This is a genomic window from Marinobacter sp. NSM (assembly GCF_052380025.1).
In the GTDB taxonomy this organism is placed as follows: domain Bacteria; phylum Pseudomonadota; class Gammaproteobacteria; order Pseudomonadales; family Oleiphilaceae; genus Marinobacter.
On sequence record NZ_JBQTCK010000003.1, the window covers coordinates 249754 to 266472 of the forward strand.

At 57.7% G+C, this 16719-nt stretch carries 15 protein-coding genes and 1 riboswitch; of the genes, 9 read left to right on the top strand and 6 right to left on the bottom strand.

Translation table 11 applies throughout. The annotated features are described in order from the left end of the window. Window positions 1–51 precede the first annotated feature (51 nt). On the bottom strand, window positions 52–1410 hold the full coding sequence (glnT, locus tag ACTZWX_RS08800; RefSeq protein ID WP_444713609.1) for a type III glutamate--ammonia ligase: 1359 nt from the start codon (window positions 1408–1410) through the stop codon (window positions 52–54). A 158-nt stretch (window positions 1411–1568) separates the two neighbouring features. Here glnT and ACTZWX_RS08805 point away from each other — a divergent pair, with 158 nt between their 5' ends. The 3 genes from ACTZWX_RS08805 to ACTZWX_RS08815 all read left to right on the top strand — a co-directional run bounded on the left by ACTZWX_RS08805 (window position 1569) and on the right by ACTZWX_RS08815 (window position 4578). Continuing rightward, on the top strand, window positions 1569–2600 hold the full coding sequence (locus ACTZWX_RS08805) for an alpha/beta fold hydrolase (RefSeq protein WP_444713610.1): 1032 nt from the start codon (window positions 1569–1571) through the stop codon (window positions 2598–2600). A 200-nt stretch (window positions 2601–2800) separates the two neighbouring features. Then, window positions 2801–2913, top strand: a riboswitch (guanidine-I (ykkC/yxkD leader). 64 nt (window positions 2914–2977) lie between these two features. Beyond that, window positions 2978–3793, top strand: a complete 816-nt coding sequence (locus ACTZWX_RS08810; RefSeq protein ID WP_444713611.1) for an ABC transporter permease — start codon at window positions 2978–2980, stop codon at window positions 3791–3793. Continuing rightward, window positions 3793–4578, top strand: coding sequence for an ABC transporter ATP-binding protein (locus ACTZWX_RS08815; RefSeq protein ID WP_444713612.1), 786 nt, complete (start codon window positions 3793–3795; stop codon window positions 4576–4578). Before ACTZWX_RS08810 ends, ACTZWX_RS08815 begins: the two co-directional genes overlap by 1 nt. A gap of 50 nt (window positions 4579–4628) precedes the next feature. Here ACTZWX_RS08815 and ACTZWX_RS08820 read toward each other — a convergent pair whose 3' ends face one another. The 3 genes from ACTZWX_RS08820 to pedF all read right to left on the bottom strand — a co-directional run bounded on the left by ACTZWX_RS08820 (window position 4629) and on the right by pedF (window position 7994). After that, on the bottom strand, window positions 4629–6404 hold the full coding sequence (locus tag ACTZWX_RS08820; RefSeq protein ID WP_444713613.1) for a PQQ-dependent methanol/ethanol family dehydrogenase: 1776 nt from the start codon (window positions 6402–6404) through the stop codon (window positions 4629–4631). Window positions 6405–6600: 196 nt separating this feature from the next. Then, complete coding sequence (locus ACTZWX_RS08825; RefSeq protein ID WP_444713614.1) at window positions 6601–7527, bottom strand: substrate-binding periplasmic protein; 927 nt, start codon at window positions 7525–7527, stop codon at window positions 6601–6603. A gap of 38 nt (window positions 7528–7565) precedes the next feature. Continuing rightward, window positions 7566–7994, bottom strand: a complete 429-nt coding sequence (gene pedF, locus ACTZWX_RS08830) for a cytochrome c-550 PedF (protein ID WP_444713615.1) — start codon at window positions 7992–7994, stop codon at window positions 7566–7568. A gap of 367 nt (window positions 7995–8361) precedes the next feature. Between pedF and ACTZWX_RS08835 the strand changes: the two genes are divergently transcribed. Continuing rightward, entirely contained in the window at window positions 8362–10218 is a 1857-nt protein-coding gene (locus tag ACTZWX_RS08835) for a methanol/ethanol family PQQ-dependent dehydrogenase (protein WP_444713616.1), read from the top strand. Between the two features lie 69 nt (window positions 10219–10287). Then, a complete protein-coding gene (locus ACTZWX_RS08840) occupies window positions 10288–10941 on the top strand; it encodes a pentapeptide repeat-containing protein (RefSeq protein WP_444713617.1) in 654 nt (217 codons plus the stop codon). A 12-nt stretch (window positions 10942–10953) separates the two neighbouring features. Here ACTZWX_RS08840 and ACTZWX_RS08845 read toward each other — a convergent pair whose 3' ends face one another. Then, on the bottom strand, window positions 10954–11610 hold the full coding sequence (locus tag ACTZWX_RS08845) for a response regulator (protein ID WP_444713618.1): 657 nt from the start codon (window positions 11608–11610) through the stop codon (window positions 10954–10956). Continuing rightward, the gene (locus tag ACTZWX_RS08850; protein WP_444713619.1) at window positions 11607–12839 is read right to left on the bottom strand and encodes a HAMP domain-containing sensor histidine kinase; all 1233 of its coding nucleotides are present in this window, start codon (window positions 12837–12839) and stop codon (window positions 11607–11609) included. Before ACTZWX_RS08850 ends, ACTZWX_RS08845 begins: the two co-directional genes overlap by 4 nt. A gap of 163 nt (window positions 12840–13002) precedes the next feature. Between ACTZWX_RS08850 and ACTZWX_RS08855 the strand changes: the two genes are divergently transcribed. Genes ACTZWX_RS08855 through ACTZWX_RS08870 form a run of 4 tightly spaced genes read left to right on the top strand, consistent with a single transcriptional unit; the run spans window position 13003 to window position 16715 of the window. Then, window positions 13003–14175: an ABC transporter substrate-binding protein gene (locus tag ACTZWX_RS08855; RefSeq protein ID WP_444713620.1), complete on the top strand. Its 1173-nt coding sequence runs from the start codon at window positions 13003–13005 to the stop codon at window positions 14173–14175. 41 nt (window positions 14176–14216) lie between these two features. After that, on the top strand, window positions 14217–15191 hold the full coding sequence (locus ACTZWX_RS08860; protein WP_444713621.1) for a YVTN family beta-propeller repeat protein: 975 nt from the start codon (window positions 14217–14219) through the stop codon (window positions 15189–15191). Beyond that, window positions 15188–15910 carry an ABC transporter ATP-binding protein gene (locus ACTZWX_RS08865; RefSeq protein WP_444713622.1) on the top strand — a complete coding sequence of 241 codons (723 nt, stop codon included), beginning with the start codon at window positions 15188–15190 and terminating at the stop codon, window positions 15908–15910. Before ACTZWX_RS08860 ends, ACTZWX_RS08865 begins: the two co-directional genes overlap by 4 nt. 1 nt (window position 15911) lies before the next feature. After that, a complete protein-coding gene (locus ACTZWX_RS08870; protein ID WP_444713623.1) occupies window positions 15912–16715 on the top strand; it encodes an ABC transporter permease in 804 nt (267 codons plus the stop codon). Window positions 16716–16719: the final 4 nt, after the last annotated feature.

Genomic DNA, 16719 nt, shown 5'->3' on the forward strand with positions numbered 1-16719 from the left:
CAGGCTACCCGCTTGCCAGCGCGGGCGCCTGTCTCTATGAGCAGGGGCGACTCAGAACATCTTCAGGTACCGCTTCACCTCCCACTCAGACACGTGGTTCTGGTAGCTCTCCCACTCCCCTTTCTTGTAGTCAACGAAGCTCCTGAACATGGCTTCGCCGAAGACTTCCTTGGCCAGCGGGTCGGCCTCGAAGGCTTCCACCGCTTCCCCCAGATTCCGGGGCAGGTACTCGATGCCCTGCTCCACGATCTCGGCATCGCTGTAGTTGTACATGTTCTCGTGGTGCGGGGCTCCGGCATCCAGGCCATCACGAATGCCCTCTAGGCCAGCGGCCAGGATCAGGGCGCTGCCCAGGTAGGGGTTGCAGGCAATGTCCGCTGCACGGCATTCGATGCGGCCGCCCACGCCGGGGATTCGAACCATATTAGTGCGGTTGTTGGAGCCATAGCACATGAACACCGGCGCCCAGGTAGAGCCAGACATACTGCCCTGTCGCACCAGGCGTTTGTAGCTGTTGACCGTGGGGGCAATGACGGCGCTGATGGCGGCACCGTGTTTCAGCACGCCGGCGATGAAGTGATAGGCGATCTTGCTGATGCCGCAACTGTACAGATCGTCACCGTTGGGCTCGAACAGGTTCTCGCCGGTTTTGATGTCCGCCAGCGACATGTTGAAGTGGGCGCCGCTGCCGGTGCGGTCAGCGAAAGGCTTGGGCATAAAGCTGGCGAAGGCACCGTGTTTGCGGGCGATTTCGTTGGCCATCATGCGGAAGAACACCAGGCGGTCTGCCATGGTCAGACCATCGGCGTATTTGAAGTCGGTCTCGAACTGGCCGTTGGCGTCCTCATGGTCGAAGGAATACACATCCCAGCCCAGCTCGTTCATGGCATCCACCAACTCGTTCATGATGGTGAAATTGTCCATCAGGGTACGCGGGTCGTAACAGGGTTTGCCAAGGGTGTCGCGGTCGCTCAGCGGGGCAAAACCACCGTCTTCGGTGTCCTTGAACAGGAAGAACTCGGTTTCAATACCCAGATTAAAGCGGTAACCCATTCCGGCTGCCGCTTCGAGCTGGCGCCGAAAGATGTTGCGGGAGCAGGCTTCAAACGGTTGTCCGTTCAGGTACAGGTTGCCGGGGAACCACGCCAACTGCCGGTTCCAGGGGCAGATGGCGATGCCACTGGCGTCTGGCATGGCCGCCACTTCATCATCGGAGATGTCCTGGGGCACGCCGTCCAGGGCGGCGCCGGTGTATAGCTCCGAGCCCTCCATCATCTGGCCGAGGTGGGCCACCGGGACGAATTTGCCCTTGCTGATACCGTGAATATCCACATAGCTGGCAATGGCGTATTTCACGCCGGCATCGGTTAATTGCTGTTTCAGGGCCTGGGTGTTGGTCAGGTCAGTCATCTTGATTCCTCTTGTACCCGTTAACACGGGCTGTCGTTGTGTGTTCTGGCACGTTTCTTTCTACGTTTTCCCCATTCAACTTACATGCCAGCATGTATATATAAACTGAATAGGCGGAATTCCAGAACCTGAAAACATCTGGAATTAGGAGAACCAAAATGACGAAAAACCAATGGCTTAAAGATGACTTCGAGGCAGGAGACCTGCCGTTATCCAGTGGCGAGACCCTTCGTTCGGCTCGCCTGCACTATCATCAGACCGGGCACCTCAATGCACCAAAAGACAACCTGATCCTGCTGCCCACGTACTATGGTGGTGCAGCGGCGGGCAACCACCCCTGGGTGGGGCCAAACAGCCCGCTCAATCCCGACAAATACTGCATTGTGATCCCCGCCATGCTTGGGGCGGGCGAATCTTCTTCACCCTCTAACACGCCAGGGTCGCAATCGGGCAGCCGCTTCCCGGCCATCAGCCTTTACGACAACGTGATGCTGCAAAAACGGCTGGTCGACGAGGTGTTCGGTGGTGCCAGCCTGGCGCTTGTAAAGGGCTGGTCCATGGGTGGTATGCAGGCATTGCAGTGGGGCTGCCTGTTCCCGGAGCAGGTCCGTTCCGTGCTCGCCACCTGCTGTACCGCCCACTGCACCCCGCACAATCAGGTTTTTCTGGACGGTGTTAAAGCCGCCCTGACATGCGACCAGGCTTTTCAGGACGGCCGGTATCAACAACCGCCGGAACGTGGGCTGCGTGCCTTTGGCCGGGTCTATGCGGGCTGGGCGTATTCCCAGGCATTTTTCCGGCACGAGCGCTGGCGCGAACTGGGATTCCAGTCGATTGAAGAATTATTGCAATTCTGGGAACAGGACCACCTGGCGCAGGATGCCAACAATCTGCTCACTGTGCTCAACACCTGGCAGCAGGGAAATATCAGCAACAACCCGGTGTTTGAGGGCAACTATGGGGCAGCACTTGCCACGTTAACCATGCCAACGCGCGTGATGCCGAGCGCGACCGATCTCTATTTTACCGCCGAAGATGCCGCACAGGATGCTTTACAGATGCCGGGTGCCAGGCTCGAGGTGCTGGCATCGGAGTGGGGCCATATTGCTGGTGGTGCCGGGCGGGAATCACAAAGCCATGGAAAGATTCTGGCCGCCGCCGCGGATCTGCTGTCAGGGTCAGCATCATAACGGTGCACTCTTTGCAGCCACGCACCGGGATGGCGCAGCCCGGCGCTGGCTCCAGCGTCGCACGGCACCGGAAATGCGGTATTGCAGCATCTGGCACGCCACCTGCAAAGGCTTCTGATGAAACCGATAAGCAAACGCTGTTTTCAAAAAGCCAGTCCGTTCACAGCAACACCGTAATGTGTGCGGCAACACAACGAAGACAAATGGGTGACTAGGGTTCCGGTCCTGGCTGTTGTCAGCAACAGCCTGGATGGCTGGTCCGAGAGTTACCGACCTCTGGGAGGTTACACGGCGGGACAAAAGCCCGGGAGACCGAATCGCAAGGGATGCCAACCCGCGATCACCTTGCCGTGTTGTGTGACCAGAGGAGACCGACTATGCGATTGATCAACCGCCACCCCGGGCGCTTTTCAGCAATTCTGCTGGGATTATTGCCCTTTCTGTTGATCATGCTGATATACAGCCTGGCCTCCCAGCAGCGCCTGGCAGACAACCCCAACGACAAGCTCCTGCCCGGCCTTGAGCAGATGACCGCCGCCGTTGATCGTATGGCGTTTCAGGAGGATCGCCGCAGTGGCAATTACCTGATGTGGGAGGACACCGCCGCCAGCCTGAAACGGTTGGGTATGGGAGTAGGTATCGCGGCGTCACTGGCGCTGGTGGTGGGTTTGCTGAACGGCATCCTGCCTCTGGTGCGAGCCAACCTCGCACCACTGGTTTCCTCGCTGTCCATGGTGCCACCACTGGCGATACTGCCCATTCTGTTTATCGTTTTTGGTCTTGGCGAGCTGTCCAAAGTGATGCTGATTGTCATTGGTACGGCGCCGGTCATGATGCGGGATGTGGCACAACGAGTCCGGGAACTGCCCGGCGAACAGCTGATCAAGATCCAGACCCTGGGCGCCAATTCGTGGCAGGTGATCACTCGCATGGCCCTGCCGCAAACCCTGCCCCGCCTGATTGACTCGGTTCGGCTCAGCCTGGGCCCTGCCTGGCTATTCCTGATTGCCGCTGAAGCCATCGCTTCAACCGAAGGCCTCGGCTACCGCATCTTTCTGGTGCGGCGCTATCTGGCTATGGACGTGATCCTACCCTACGTCATCTGGATCACCATTCTGGCCATCGTGATCGACCAGATTCTTCGCTTTGCCAATCGCAGCCTGTTCCCGTGGTACAACGCCGGAGGCCATTAATGAGCTTTATTACTGTTAACAATCTCTGGAAAGAATACGGCGACCAGGTGGTTCTGGAGAACCTGAACCTGTCGGTAAAGCAGGGGGAGTTCTGCACCCTGGTGGGGGCGTCCGGCTGCGGCAAGTCTACCTTCCTGAAGATGCTACTGGGGCAGGAAACCCAGACCCGAGGCGAGCTGCTGCTGGACGGCGCGGCCTTTCCTGCCGAGCCGGATCGTAACCGTGGCATCGTATTCCAGCGCTACTCGGTCTTCCCCCATCTCACCGTTCGCCAGAATGTGCTGATGGGGCTCGAACTGGAACAGAAACCGTTGCTCGGCAAGCTGTTCGGCAGCGCCCGCAAGGAGGCTTTGGCGCGGGTAGACGCCATGCTTGAGTCGGTTGGGCTGACCCCATCTGCCCACAAGTGGCCACATGAACTTTCCGGCGGCATGCAGCAGCGCCTGGCCATTGCCCAGTCCCTGATCATGAAACCCCGGGTGTTATTGCTGGATGAGCCATTCGGGGCACTGGACCCGGGCATTCGCAGCGACATGCACAACCTGCTGCTGAAGCTGTGGCAGGAAACAGGCACCACCATTTTCATGGTAACCCACGATCTGAGAGAGGGTTTCTATCTGGGTACCCGCCTGCTGGTATTTGATAAAACCCGACATGACCCCCACAGTCCTGACGCTTTTGGTGCCACCATTACCTATGATTTGCCGATCGGGCAAACGGACCGGACGGTGCTGGAGGACATCGATCATTCGGTTACAAAAACCGCTCGCTACCAGGCGGCCTGATACAAAAAGGGCTGCCCGAAGGCAGCCCGAAGGTCGATATGCAGAACCGCTTACTTAGCAGCCACCCGATCTTTTGGCAGCTTGAAGGTCCAGACCGAGCCACCCTGGTTAAAGTCTTTGACCACTTTGGCGACTTCACCACCCCACAGCGGCACCGCACCGCCCCAGCCAGAGGCAACGGACACGTATTGCTCGCCGTCCATTTCCCAGGTTACCGGGGTGCCGACCACGCCGGAGCCGGTGTTGAACTTCCAGAGCTCTTCGCCGGTTTTGGCGTCAAAAGCCTTCAGGAAACCTTCCGGCGTGCCGGTGAACACCAGGCCGCCAGCGGTCGTCATAACGCCACCCCACAGCGGAGCCGGGTTATTCTGGCGCCACACTTCCTTACCGGTTTTCGGGTCCATGGCACGCAGTACGCCGATGAAGTCGTCGTTGGCCGGCTTGATGGTGAATCCGGCACCCAGGTAAGCCGCGCCCTTCTTGTAGGAGACCGGCTCGTTCCAGATATCCATGGACCACTCATTGGAAGGCACATAGAACAGCTCGGTTTCCGGGCTGTAAGCCATAGGCATCCAGTTCTTGCCACCAAGGAACGCCGGGAAGGCGACCACGGTTTCGCCCTTCTCGCCGTCCATGTCTGCCGGGTTACCCGGGCGACCACCGTCTTTCAGAATCGGACTACCGGTTTTCGGGTCCAGGCCGGTGGCCCAGCTGATGGTGTCGACAAACGGGAAACCCCGGATAAAGGAGCCATCTTCACGGTTCAGTACATAGAAGAAGCCGTTACGGTCAGCCGTGGCCGCTGCTTTGACAGTTTTTCCGTTCTCCTTCAGATCAAAGGAAATCAGTTCGTTGACACCGTCGTAATCCCAGCCATCATTCGGGGTAGTCTGGAAATGCCACTTGATGCTGCCGTCGTTCGGGTCGATCGCAACCCGGGATGCGGAGTAGAGGTTATCACCCGGGCGCAGGTGCGAGTTCCAGGGGGCCGGGTTACCGGTGCCGAAGAACAGGGTATCGGTTTCCGGATCGTAAGTGCCGCCCAGCCAGGTTGCCGCGCCGCCGGTCTTCCACATGTCACCAGGCCAGGTTTTGCCAGCCTCGCCACCGGAAATGCCGTTCTCAACCTTCTTACCGTCTTTGTAGACGTAGCCCATGTGGCCTTCAACGGTCGGGCGGGTCCACAACAGGTCACCGGTGTTGGCGTCGTAAGCTTCAACCTTACCCACAATTCCGAATTCACCGCCGGACACGCCGGTAATCAGCTTGCCATTAACCACAATCGGGGCGGCTGTGATGGCATAGCCTTCTTGGTAATCGGCTACTTTCTTGATCCAGACCACCTTACCGGTATCTTTATTCAGCGCGACCAGCTTGGCATCCAGGGTACCAAAGTAGACCTTATCGCCGTAAATCGCGGCACCGCGGTTGATGACATCACAACAGGGCATGATGCCATCGGGCAGGCGGGCGTCATATTGCCAGAGTTCCTCGCCGGTACGGGCATCCACCGCCCAAATACGGGAATAGGAGCCGGTCACGTACATCACACCGTCTTTGATCAGCGGTTGTGATTCCTGGCCACGTTGTTTCTCTCCGCCGAAGGAGAACGCCCATGCTGGCTGAAGATACTTAACGTTGCTGGTGTTAAGGGCTGTCATCGGGCTGTGGCGCTGCCCTTGATAGCCCATGCCATAAGTAACAATACTGTCAGTGGTTTGATGGTCTTTCAGCAAGTCATCATCAGTAACCGCATGGGCCCCGAAGGAAACGGCCAATGCCAGGGCACTGGCGGCAAAGGTCTTGCCGATGTCGAGTGATCTCATGGTTGCGTTCTCCAATTCTCTTGTTTTCAGATTCGATGGCGAACCGGGAACTTTTCCCGCCTCTGTACCCATTCTTGTTGGCACCCGCATTTGCAACAATTAACCCCACGCACAGGTTTTCTCATCACTTGGTAGTACGACTCCGCGAGAAATGAAAAAGCCCGCTCCGGGGCGGGCTGAACTCACGGCAAAATAGTTACTCGGCCTCTTCCGACCCGAGAATCGCGTCGTAGTATCCTGGGCGGCTAAAGGACAGCCCATGCTGCTGATACAGCGCTGCTACCTCGCCATTGCGGATCATTCGGTCAACAGCGCCTTCCACCGCGTAGCCGAGGGCGCGATGGGTATGGCGTATGGCTATGCCGACATCCCAAGCCGGTTTACTGATGCCTGGAAAGCCATTGCCGGCGTGTTTAAACGGCCGATCCGGGTAGGCCTTCAGACTGTGCTCAAGTTCCGCCCGCATCCCCATTACCGCGCTGACCTCACCAGCCGCCATAGCGTCAAAGGCTTTGGCAATGTTCTTATAATGATGCACCTGGTCACGCATGCGGCCAGCAAAAGACGACGTCATATAGGTTGCAGGCAAGGTATCGATCTCTACACCGATCGGGTGATACTGGAATTTGGCAACGGTATTGACTTCATCCAGCTTGTCGGCATCGAACACAATCTGCCAACGTTCCTGCTGATACGGTGCCACAAACACCACCTGCTCGTTGATCATCTCGCCCGTGGAGTCCCGCATGTACTTGAATACACTGTCGTAGGGCACCCGCATCATGATGTCGGCCACGCGGGTTTTAGAGAGGTAATGACCTTTCCAGATGTGGTTGCGAAGGTCGTCGCCCAGGTTTTCGTCGGGGATAATCCAGTAGGGTCGGAATTCCACTCCCAGCGCTTTCGCAATCTGACGCCCGAGTTCTGCGTCCACGCCTTTCGCCTCACCATTCTCCTCATAGGAATACGGTGGAAAGTCCTTGTACATGCCGACGTTCAGATAACCCGAATCCTGGATAATATCCAGGGTACGGTCCGGGATAAGCAGGCGCGGCTGCTGGCCATGCGCCACTGCCGCCAGCATCGCAAACACCACAAGCACTACACGAAACGCAGTTTTCATCACTTACCCTCCGGGCGACAAATCGTGATCAAACCGGGTTATTCAGGTTTGGGCAGCGATTCAACGTAGGTACGAATGGCCCAGATCGCGGTCTGATCCAGGTTATCCTTGAAGGACGGCATACCGCGGCCAGTGCCATTGGTGACCCGGCCAATAAAGTATTCGTCGTCCCACTCTTCCAGTTCCCGCAGATCCGGTGTCAGGCCGCCAGACATGGCCTCAATGCCGTGGCACACAGCACAGTTACCGGCATAGCCACTGCGGCCGACTTTGATGGCTTCTTCATTAAGATCGCCATGTTCGTTACCGGCCCGGAACGGATTTTCAGCGCGCAGCTCTTTGCCAAGATCCGGCAAGGCACCGGTATCAACCGGTTGTGGCGTCACGTCCCCGTGGGACCAGGCGGATGAAGCGCCAACAGCCAAAGTGGCAGCGAGCAGGGTTCGAATGAAAACGTGTGTCAGCATGGGTAGACCACCTCTTGTTTTGAATCACGATGGCTGGCGCTATTTTGTGTGACGTCAACCAGCAGCTTCCCACAAGTATGGTGAGGCCGTGCTAGCGATAGAATGCCACTTTCGCTTTCAGACACTAGTTCCTTAGTAGTAAACGCTGAGAGTCAACGCCAAAGCATGAGTTTCCCCATTGCCCACAGAGAACGCCCGGTTTTTCATGATGATGGCCATACCCTGGGAACTTTTCCCGAATCCTATTGGTTTCATCCCATTGATCCGATGCTTTTTTCCGTCGCCACAGCGTCCCCCCAAGCCAATACTCGTGGCGTCGATGCCTTGAGCAAGACGATGGGTACAACAAAAAACAAGGGGAAAGACAATGAACTTCAAGACACGCAAGCGCCCGCTACTACGGGGGATAGGACTGGCTCTGGCCGTCGGATCAGCGGTAGGTCTCGCCAGTCAGGCAAATGCCGGAAACGTAACCTGGGAAGATATCGCCAATGATGCGCAAACAACCGAGAACGTGCTGGGCTATGGCATAGGCCCCAAGGCCCAAAGATACAGCCCGATGACCACCATCAACCGGGACAACGTGGAGCGACTCGTTCCGGCCTGGTCATTTTCGTTCGGCGATGAAAAACAACGGGGGCAGGAATCCCAGGCACTGGTTCATGACGGTGTTATCTATGTAACCGGCTCCTACTCTCGCATGTGGGCCCTGGATGCAAAAACCGGAAAACGGCTATGGGAATACAGTCACCGGTTGCCAGAAGGCATTCGCCCCTGTTGCGATGTGGTCAACCGTGGCGCTGCCATTTTTGGTGATAAAGTCTTCTTCGGTACTCTGGATGCGGGCATTGTTGCCCTGAACAAGGATACCGGTAAGGTCGTCTGGCGAGAGAAATTCGGTGACCACGAAGCTGGCTACACCATGACCGGCGCACCCACGCTCGCGAAGGATCAGAAGACCGGTAAAGTTTTGCTGATTCACGGATCCTCAGGTGATGAATTTGGCGTTGTAGGCAAGCTGTTTGCCCGAGACCCGGATACCGGCGAAGAAATCTGGATGCGCCCGTTCGTCGAGGGCCACTATGGCCGTCTCAACGGTAAAAAAAGCACGCCAACCGGTGATCCTCGCGCGCCCAGTTGGCCCGACGACGCCTCCCGTGACACCGGTAAGGTTGAAGCCTGGAGTCATGGCGGCGGAGCCCCCTGGCAAAGCGCCAGCTTCGATGCAGAGACCAACACCATTATCATAGGTGCCGGCAATCCCGCACCCTGGAACACCTGGGCCCGCACATCACCGGGTGGCAACCCTCAGGATTACGACAACCTCTATACGTCGGGACAGGTTGGCGTAGACCCCACAACAGGTGAGGTGAAGTGGTTCTACCAACACACACCGAACGATGCCTGGGATTTTTCCGGTAATAACGAGCTTGTGCTGTTTGAGTACACAGATGACGGACGCGAGGTAAAAGCCACCGCGCACGCTGACCGCAATGGCTTCTTCTACGTGGTCGACCGCACGAACGGTAAGCTCGAGAAAGCGTTCCCATTTGTTGACAACATTACCTGGGCCAGCCACATCGATCTGGAAACAGGCCGCCCCGTGGAAAGAAAAGGCCAGCGCCCACCGCCAGTCCCGAAGGGTGAAACCCGTGGCGAATCCATCGAAGTCTCTCCGCCCTTCCTGGGTGGCAAAAACTGGAATCCTATGGCCTACAGCCAGGACACCGGCCTGTTCTATATACCCGCCAACCATTGGAAAGAAGATTACTGGACCGAGGAAGTTACCTACAAGAAAGGGGCTGCCTACCTGGGACAAGGCTTTCGAATCAAGCGAATGTATGACGACCACGTAGGCATCCTTCGAGCCATGAACCCGCTCACCGGCGAGATCGAATGGGAACACAAAGAGCGGTTGCCACTTTGGGCCGGCGTTCTGACCACCAAAGGCGGCCTTGTATTCACAGGCACTGGAGACGGCTACCTGAAAGCGTTCGATGCCAAGACCGGTGAGGAACTTTGGAAATTCCAGACCGGCTCGGGAATCATCTCTTCGCCGATCACCTGGGAGATGGACGGCGAGCAATACATAGGCATCACCTCCGGCTACGGCGGTGCAGTTCCGCTTTGGGGCGGCGATATGGCCGAACTGACCAAACCTGTCTCCCAGGGAGGTTCGTTCTGGGTATTCAAGATGCCCTCCTGGGCACAGGCCTCCCGCTAACCTTCCTCCGGACTGGGCCTGGCAGTTCGCCGGGCCCTTTTTTTCTGCCTATGAGTCAGAGGTGAAATCATGAAACCTGTTATTACCGCCTCATTGTTACTGTTCACCGCATCGGCACTGGCCAGTGACTATATGGCCGATATGGGTCAAATCCCCGTCATCAACGGTTGTAAGCTGGAACGCAAAGCTAGTTGCGCCGGCGCTGACCTACAGGGGGCGGATCTGTCCAATATGGACCTGCACTCAGCCAACTTTCGCGGTGCCAACCTGTCTGGCGCAAATATAAGCCATACCAGCCTCCGCGGTGCCAACCTTGATGGGGCGACTCTCGACAATGTTACCGGATATCGGCTCCAGGCCTACCGGGCCAGCATGAGGGGCGCGTCACTGAAGAATGCCCAGTTACAGGGTATGCAGGGCGAGTATCTGTTCGCCCAGGGAGCGGACTTCAGCGAGGCAGACCTGACCGGAGCCAACTTCGACTTCTCGCGGTTTTCCGGTGCCACTCTGGTGAACGCCACCATGCCCTTCAGCAGCTTCGAGATCTCCTGGATGCCAAAGGCCAACCTGAAGGGCGCCAACCTGAGGGGGGCAAACCTTCAGGAAGCCAAGCTGGGGCTGGCAAACCTTGCCGATGCCGACCTGACCGGAACCCGCATTCACTACGCCACGTTCGAGGGAACCCATATGGAGGGCTGCACAGCCTGCCCCTTCGACTGGTGAACCAGGGCGGGCTCAGACCCGCCTTGCTTCCTCCAGCTGACCATAACGAACAAGGCCAGCATCCACCGCCAGATGAATCAGCTCCACTGACGAGGTAACCTGAAGCTTGCTCTTCAGGCCCGCCAAGTGGTTAGACACCGTCTTGTTGCTGACGCACAATCGACCAGCGATACCTGAAACACTCTCGCCCCGGGCATACATCAGAAGAACCTCCATTTCCCTTTGGGTCATATCCCTGAGCCGATGGTCTACCGGCCGCTCCTGATTCATTGCCAGACGGGTCGCAATCGGATGCTCGATGTAGGGCTGACCAGCAGCGACCCGTTTCACCGCTTCAGCCAGCTCCTCAGGGGCGCAGCTTTTTGAGACAAACCCCAAACCGCCAATGTCCAGAGCCTGCCTGACCATGGGCAGCTCGTCATGCATGGTGAAGAAAAGAATGGCCGCACCACGCCAGCGCTGGCGCAGTCGGCGCCCAACCTCCAAACCAGAGATATCGGGAAGCCCCACATCGAGCAACACCACATTTGGCCGCAACCCTCCATAGCAAGTGACCGCATCCTCGCCGTTGTCGACTTCAGTGATCGCCACCGCGGGCAGCATTGAACGCAGGAGATTCGCAATCCCCTGGCGAACGACCTGGTGATCATCCACAATCATGAGCTTCACACGATGCTCCCCGGAATTGGGCACAGTCGGGTAAGCGGGACGGCAAGCCGGATTCGGGTGCCCTCGCCTATTCGACTGAAGAACTTTACTTCACCACCCAGGCATCTGGCACGCTCACGCATGGACCGCACACCGAGGCCGGCGTTATCGGGCAGACAATCGTTTCCGACGCCATCATCACGTACCTCAATGCTCAGTTCCGTGGCGTTTAGGGCTACCGCCAATGTCGCGCAGGATGCATTGGCATGACGGGATACGTTGTTCAAGGCCTCCTGGAGAAACCGGTACAGGTGTGTCTGCTGCTCACCGGTAAATTCTGGCAAGCGGTCGTCCATCGCAAGGCGACACTCCAGGCCGCTAAGCTGTTGCCATTGTTCGGTCAGATGCCGGATTGCGCTGCCCAGACCCAACTGCTCCATCACCAGAGGATGCAAATCCTGGAGCAGGTGACGGAAATGCCTCTGGATGGTCTCACAGTTTTCCGCCAGGTCACTGGCCTGTTTCTTCTGCCGATCGCTCAGGCCGGGATCGTACAGCAGGCTTCGCGCCTGGGCACGAATGCCCGTCAGGTATTGCCCCAGGTCATCATGGAGTACACGGGCGATATGTTCACGCTCCCGGTCCTGCAACCGAAGCAGTTCGTTGAGCAGTCGACTGACGGTCTGCTGTTCCGACTGAAGCGCCTCGGCCATGGAATTGAAACGGCAAATCAGAGAGTCCAGCTCTTGTTCTTGCTGACGCGGTAGCCGGGAAGTGAGTTGACCCGCCGAGATTGCCCCCATGGCTTCAGAGAGGCTGGCGAGGGTACGCATGCCGCCCCTGACCATAACAAACAGCGCGAGGAAGCACAGGCAGGTACCAATCGCGTAGGCACCGGAAACCAGCAGGAACCCTTCCCAGATTTCCTCAACCTCATCGGCGGGATCAACCTGCCAGCCATTAACCACTGGCCGGTGGAATTCTCTGGCAATTAGTGCTGAGAACCAGGCAGGCACATCCTTGCTTACGCCAGAACCTGTATCACCCACCGGCGTCAGGTGACGCATGCTGATAACGACAGATTCCGGGAGATCTTCGGGGCTTTCCAAACTCTGTGCAAGGCCCGCAACACCGTCAAGTTCCCGCTGGACATCATGGCGGGCCTGCTGGATGTAAAACAGCGCTCCGAGCAGATAGATGAGCAGAAAAACCGCCAGCATCAATAGAGATATCTTCCGATATACCGTCATTGTTTCTATCCATTACGGGTAAACAGCCTATCCACACTCATGCTAAACCCGCCAGCTTTAACCGGAATAGTTCTTTAGTACTGGCACTTTCCTACTTTCTGAATATTTCACCGGCATTGCCCCTTCTCTAAGCTGGAATCACAATAACAAACCGGAGAATCCAATGTCTTTGTTATCCAGGACAGCGGCAGCAACTCTTGTCATCATGCTCGGCGCCAGCCCTCTTCAGGCGGAGTCACTCGACGTTCGTATTGGCTATCTGCAATGGGTGCCCGATAAAGGGCCGGTGCTGTCTAACGTTATTCCCGAGCCCGAGGATGCTGGCTTACGGGGAGCCGAGCTGGGGCTGGCCGACAATCAGACCACCGGTCGCTTCCTGGGGCAAAACTACGAGCTGGACAGTGAAGTTGCCGGTTCACATGAAGAGGCCCTGACAGCGTTCGAGTCCATGCAAGCCAACGGCACGCGCCTGTTTGTGATCAATGCACCAGCGCAAACCGTGCAGGCCATCATGGGTCAGGCTGATAACAACACACTGGTCTTCAATGCCGGCGCCAAAGACGATGCGCTTCGCACCGCCGAATGCCACGCTAACCTGCTTCATACCGTGCCCAGCTACGCCATGCTGACGGATTCACTGGGCCAGTGGCTGAATATGCGGCGCTGGAACAATCTGTTCCTGATTACCGGGCCAACCGAGGACGACAAAGCCTGGGCTGACGCGTTTCGCCGGTCTGCCAAGCGCTTTGGCCTGAAGATTGTTCAGGACAAACCCTGGACGTTCGACGCTGACCTGCGCCGCACGGCTGCCAAGGAACTGCCCGCCTTCACCCAGGCCCGCGCCTACGATGCGGTAGTCGTGGCCGATGTGCGCGGTGATTTCGGCGAATACGTTCCGTTCAACACCTGGCTGCCCAGACCGGTAGTCGGCACCCAGGGCATGATGCCGGTTACCTGGCACCGGGTGGTTGAAGCCTGGGGCGCGGCACAGCTTCAGAACCGGTTCCGGGCCCTGGCCGAACGGGATATGACTGGTGATGACTACGCCGCCTGGGCCGCTGTCCGTTCCATCGGTACTGCGGTCACCGACCTGAAAGTGGCCGACGCCAACGAGATTCGCGACTTCCTGTTTACCGACAAGTTCCAGCTGGCCGCCTTCAAGGGGCGCAGCCTGAGCTTTCGGGACTGGAACGGACAGCTGCGCCAGCCTATCCCGCTGGTTCATCCCAGAAGTCTGGTCGCACAAGCACCCTTCGAGGGCTTTCTGCATCCCAATACCGAAATGGACACCCTCGGGTTCGACAAACCCGAAAGCCAGTGTCGCATCAACGGCTGACCCTGAGCGGCGCCAACCTGAAAACAAGAAGGAGCAACACCGTGAAATCAATATTCAAGAAAGCCGCACTGGCAGCCATGATCGGGCTCTCTGGGCCAGCAATGGCCAGCCTGGCCTACGTATCCAACGAGAAAGACAACACCCTTTCGGTCATCGATACCAAAACCCACGAAGTTATTGAAACCATCGACGTGGGCGCACGCCCCCGGGGCATACTGCTGTCCAAGGACTTCACCAAGCTCTACATCTGCGCCAGTGACGACGACACCGTTCAAGTGCTGGATCTGGCCACTCGCAAGATCATCGACACTCTGCCCTCAGGCGAGGACCCCGAGCAATTTGCCCTGCATCCGAACAACCGGCACCTGTATATTGCCAATGAGGACGATGCCATCGTGACGGTGGTAGACGTGCAAACCAAGGATGTGTTGGCGCAGATCGATGTCGGCATTGAGCCGGAAGGCATGGCCGTGAGCCCTGATGGCAAGTGGGCGGTGAACACCAGTGAAACCACCAGCATGCTGCACTGGATCAACACCGAGACCTATGAAATCGAGAAGAACGTGGTGGTTGGCCAGCGACCCCGCCATGTGGAGTTCACCAAAGACAGCAAGATCGCCTGGGCCTCTGCCGAAATCGGCGGCACCGTGCACATTTTTGATGTCGACACCATTGAAGAGATCAAGCAGCTTGAGTTCAAGATTCGCGGCGTTCCGCAGGATCGCGTTCAGCCGGTTGGCATTCAGCTGACCTCAGACGGCAAGTATGCCTTTGTGGCCCTGGGGCCGTCTAACCACGTCGCTGTTGTGGATGCCCAGACTTATGAAGTGCTGGATTACCTGCTGGTCGGTTCCCGGGTATGGCAACTGGCCCTGGATAAGGATGAGAAGTTCCTTTACACCACCAACGGTGTCTCTGGCGATGTTTCGGTGATCGATGTGGACCAGCTCAAGGTCGTCAAATCCATCAAAGTGGGCCGCTACCCCTGGGGTGTGGTGATCGATCCGACTTCATGAGCATTGAGGCCCGGGACATCAGTTTCCGCTACGGTGACAAAGCGGTTCTTAAGGAGGTCAGCTTCACGCTGACCTCTGGCCGTTTCCATGCCCTGCTGGGCCCGAACGGAGCCGGTAAATCCACCCTGTTCGGCTTGCTGACCCGACTACTGGCGCTGCAGCAGGGGGACGTACTGCTGTCTGGACAGTCCCTGAAAAAGCAACCCGCTGAAGCCATGCGCAAGATTGGCGTGGTGTTCCAGCAGAATGCCCTGGATCTGGACCTGACCGTGCGCCAGAACCTCCACTACCATGCGGCCCTGCACGGCTTGTCCCGCAAAGACGCCCGGGCACGAGGCGATCGGGAACTCGCGCGCTTTAATCTGCTCGATCGTGCCAATGACGCGGTTCGCCAACTCAATGGCGGGCACCGGCGGCGGGTGGAAATTGCCCGGGCGTTGCTTCATCAACCCTCCCTGTTACTTCTGGATGAGCCCACCGTAGGGCTGGACGTCGCCAGCCGCAAGGCACTCAACGAGCACGTTCGGACCCTGTGCGAACAAGACGGGCTCACCGTGCTCTGGGCCACCCACCTGATCGAGGAGGTTCAGGAGCAGGACAAGGTGCTGATTCTGCACCAGGGCCGCTTGCTGGCAAACGGTACCGGCCAGGTGATCTGCGAGGAGCAAGGCACACAGAATCTGGCAGACACGTTCCACAAACTGACCGGAGCCGGCTGATATGAAAGCCATCGATTACTGGCACTGTTTCGTGGGTATCCAAGGCCGGGAATGGCTCAGATTCTGGCAACAGCGCACCCGATTTGCCAGTGCCCTGGTAAGACCCCTGCTCTGGCTGGTGGTATTTGCCGCCGGGTTCCGGGCAGTACTGGGCATTTCCATCATTCCGCCCTATCAGACCTATATCACCTATGAAACCTACATCGTGCCGGGGCTGTGCGGCATGATCATCCTGTTCAACAGTATGCAGGGCGCGCTCTCGATGGTATACGACCGGGAACTGGGCAGCATGCGGGTGCTGTTGATGAGCCCATTGCCAAGGCCGTTTCTGCTTTTGACCAAACTGCTGGCAATGGGATTTGTGTCAGTGGCTCAGGTCTATGTATTCCTGCTGATCGCATGGCTGGTGGGTGTGGAGCCCCCCCGCTGGGGCTATCTGGCCATTCTGCCGGCGCTGATTCTCACCAGCCTGATGCTGGGCGCACTGGGGCTGCTGATTGCCACCTGGATAAAGCAACTGGAGAACTTCGCCGGAGTGATGAACTTTGTCATCTTCCCCATGTTCTTTATGTCTTCCGCCCTGTATCCGCTGTGGCGGATGAACGAAGCCAGCCCATGGCTGTACTGGATTTGCCAGTTCAATCCATTTACCCACGCGGTCGAAGCGATCCGGTTTTCACTCTATCTGGAATGGAATCATCTGGCCGTCGGCATTACCGCCGGGGTAACCATCGCGCTTTCGTTGTTCGCGACCGCGGGTTTCCGCCCCCAGCGAACGAAGATTCTGGGTAATAAGCCAGCCTGATCAG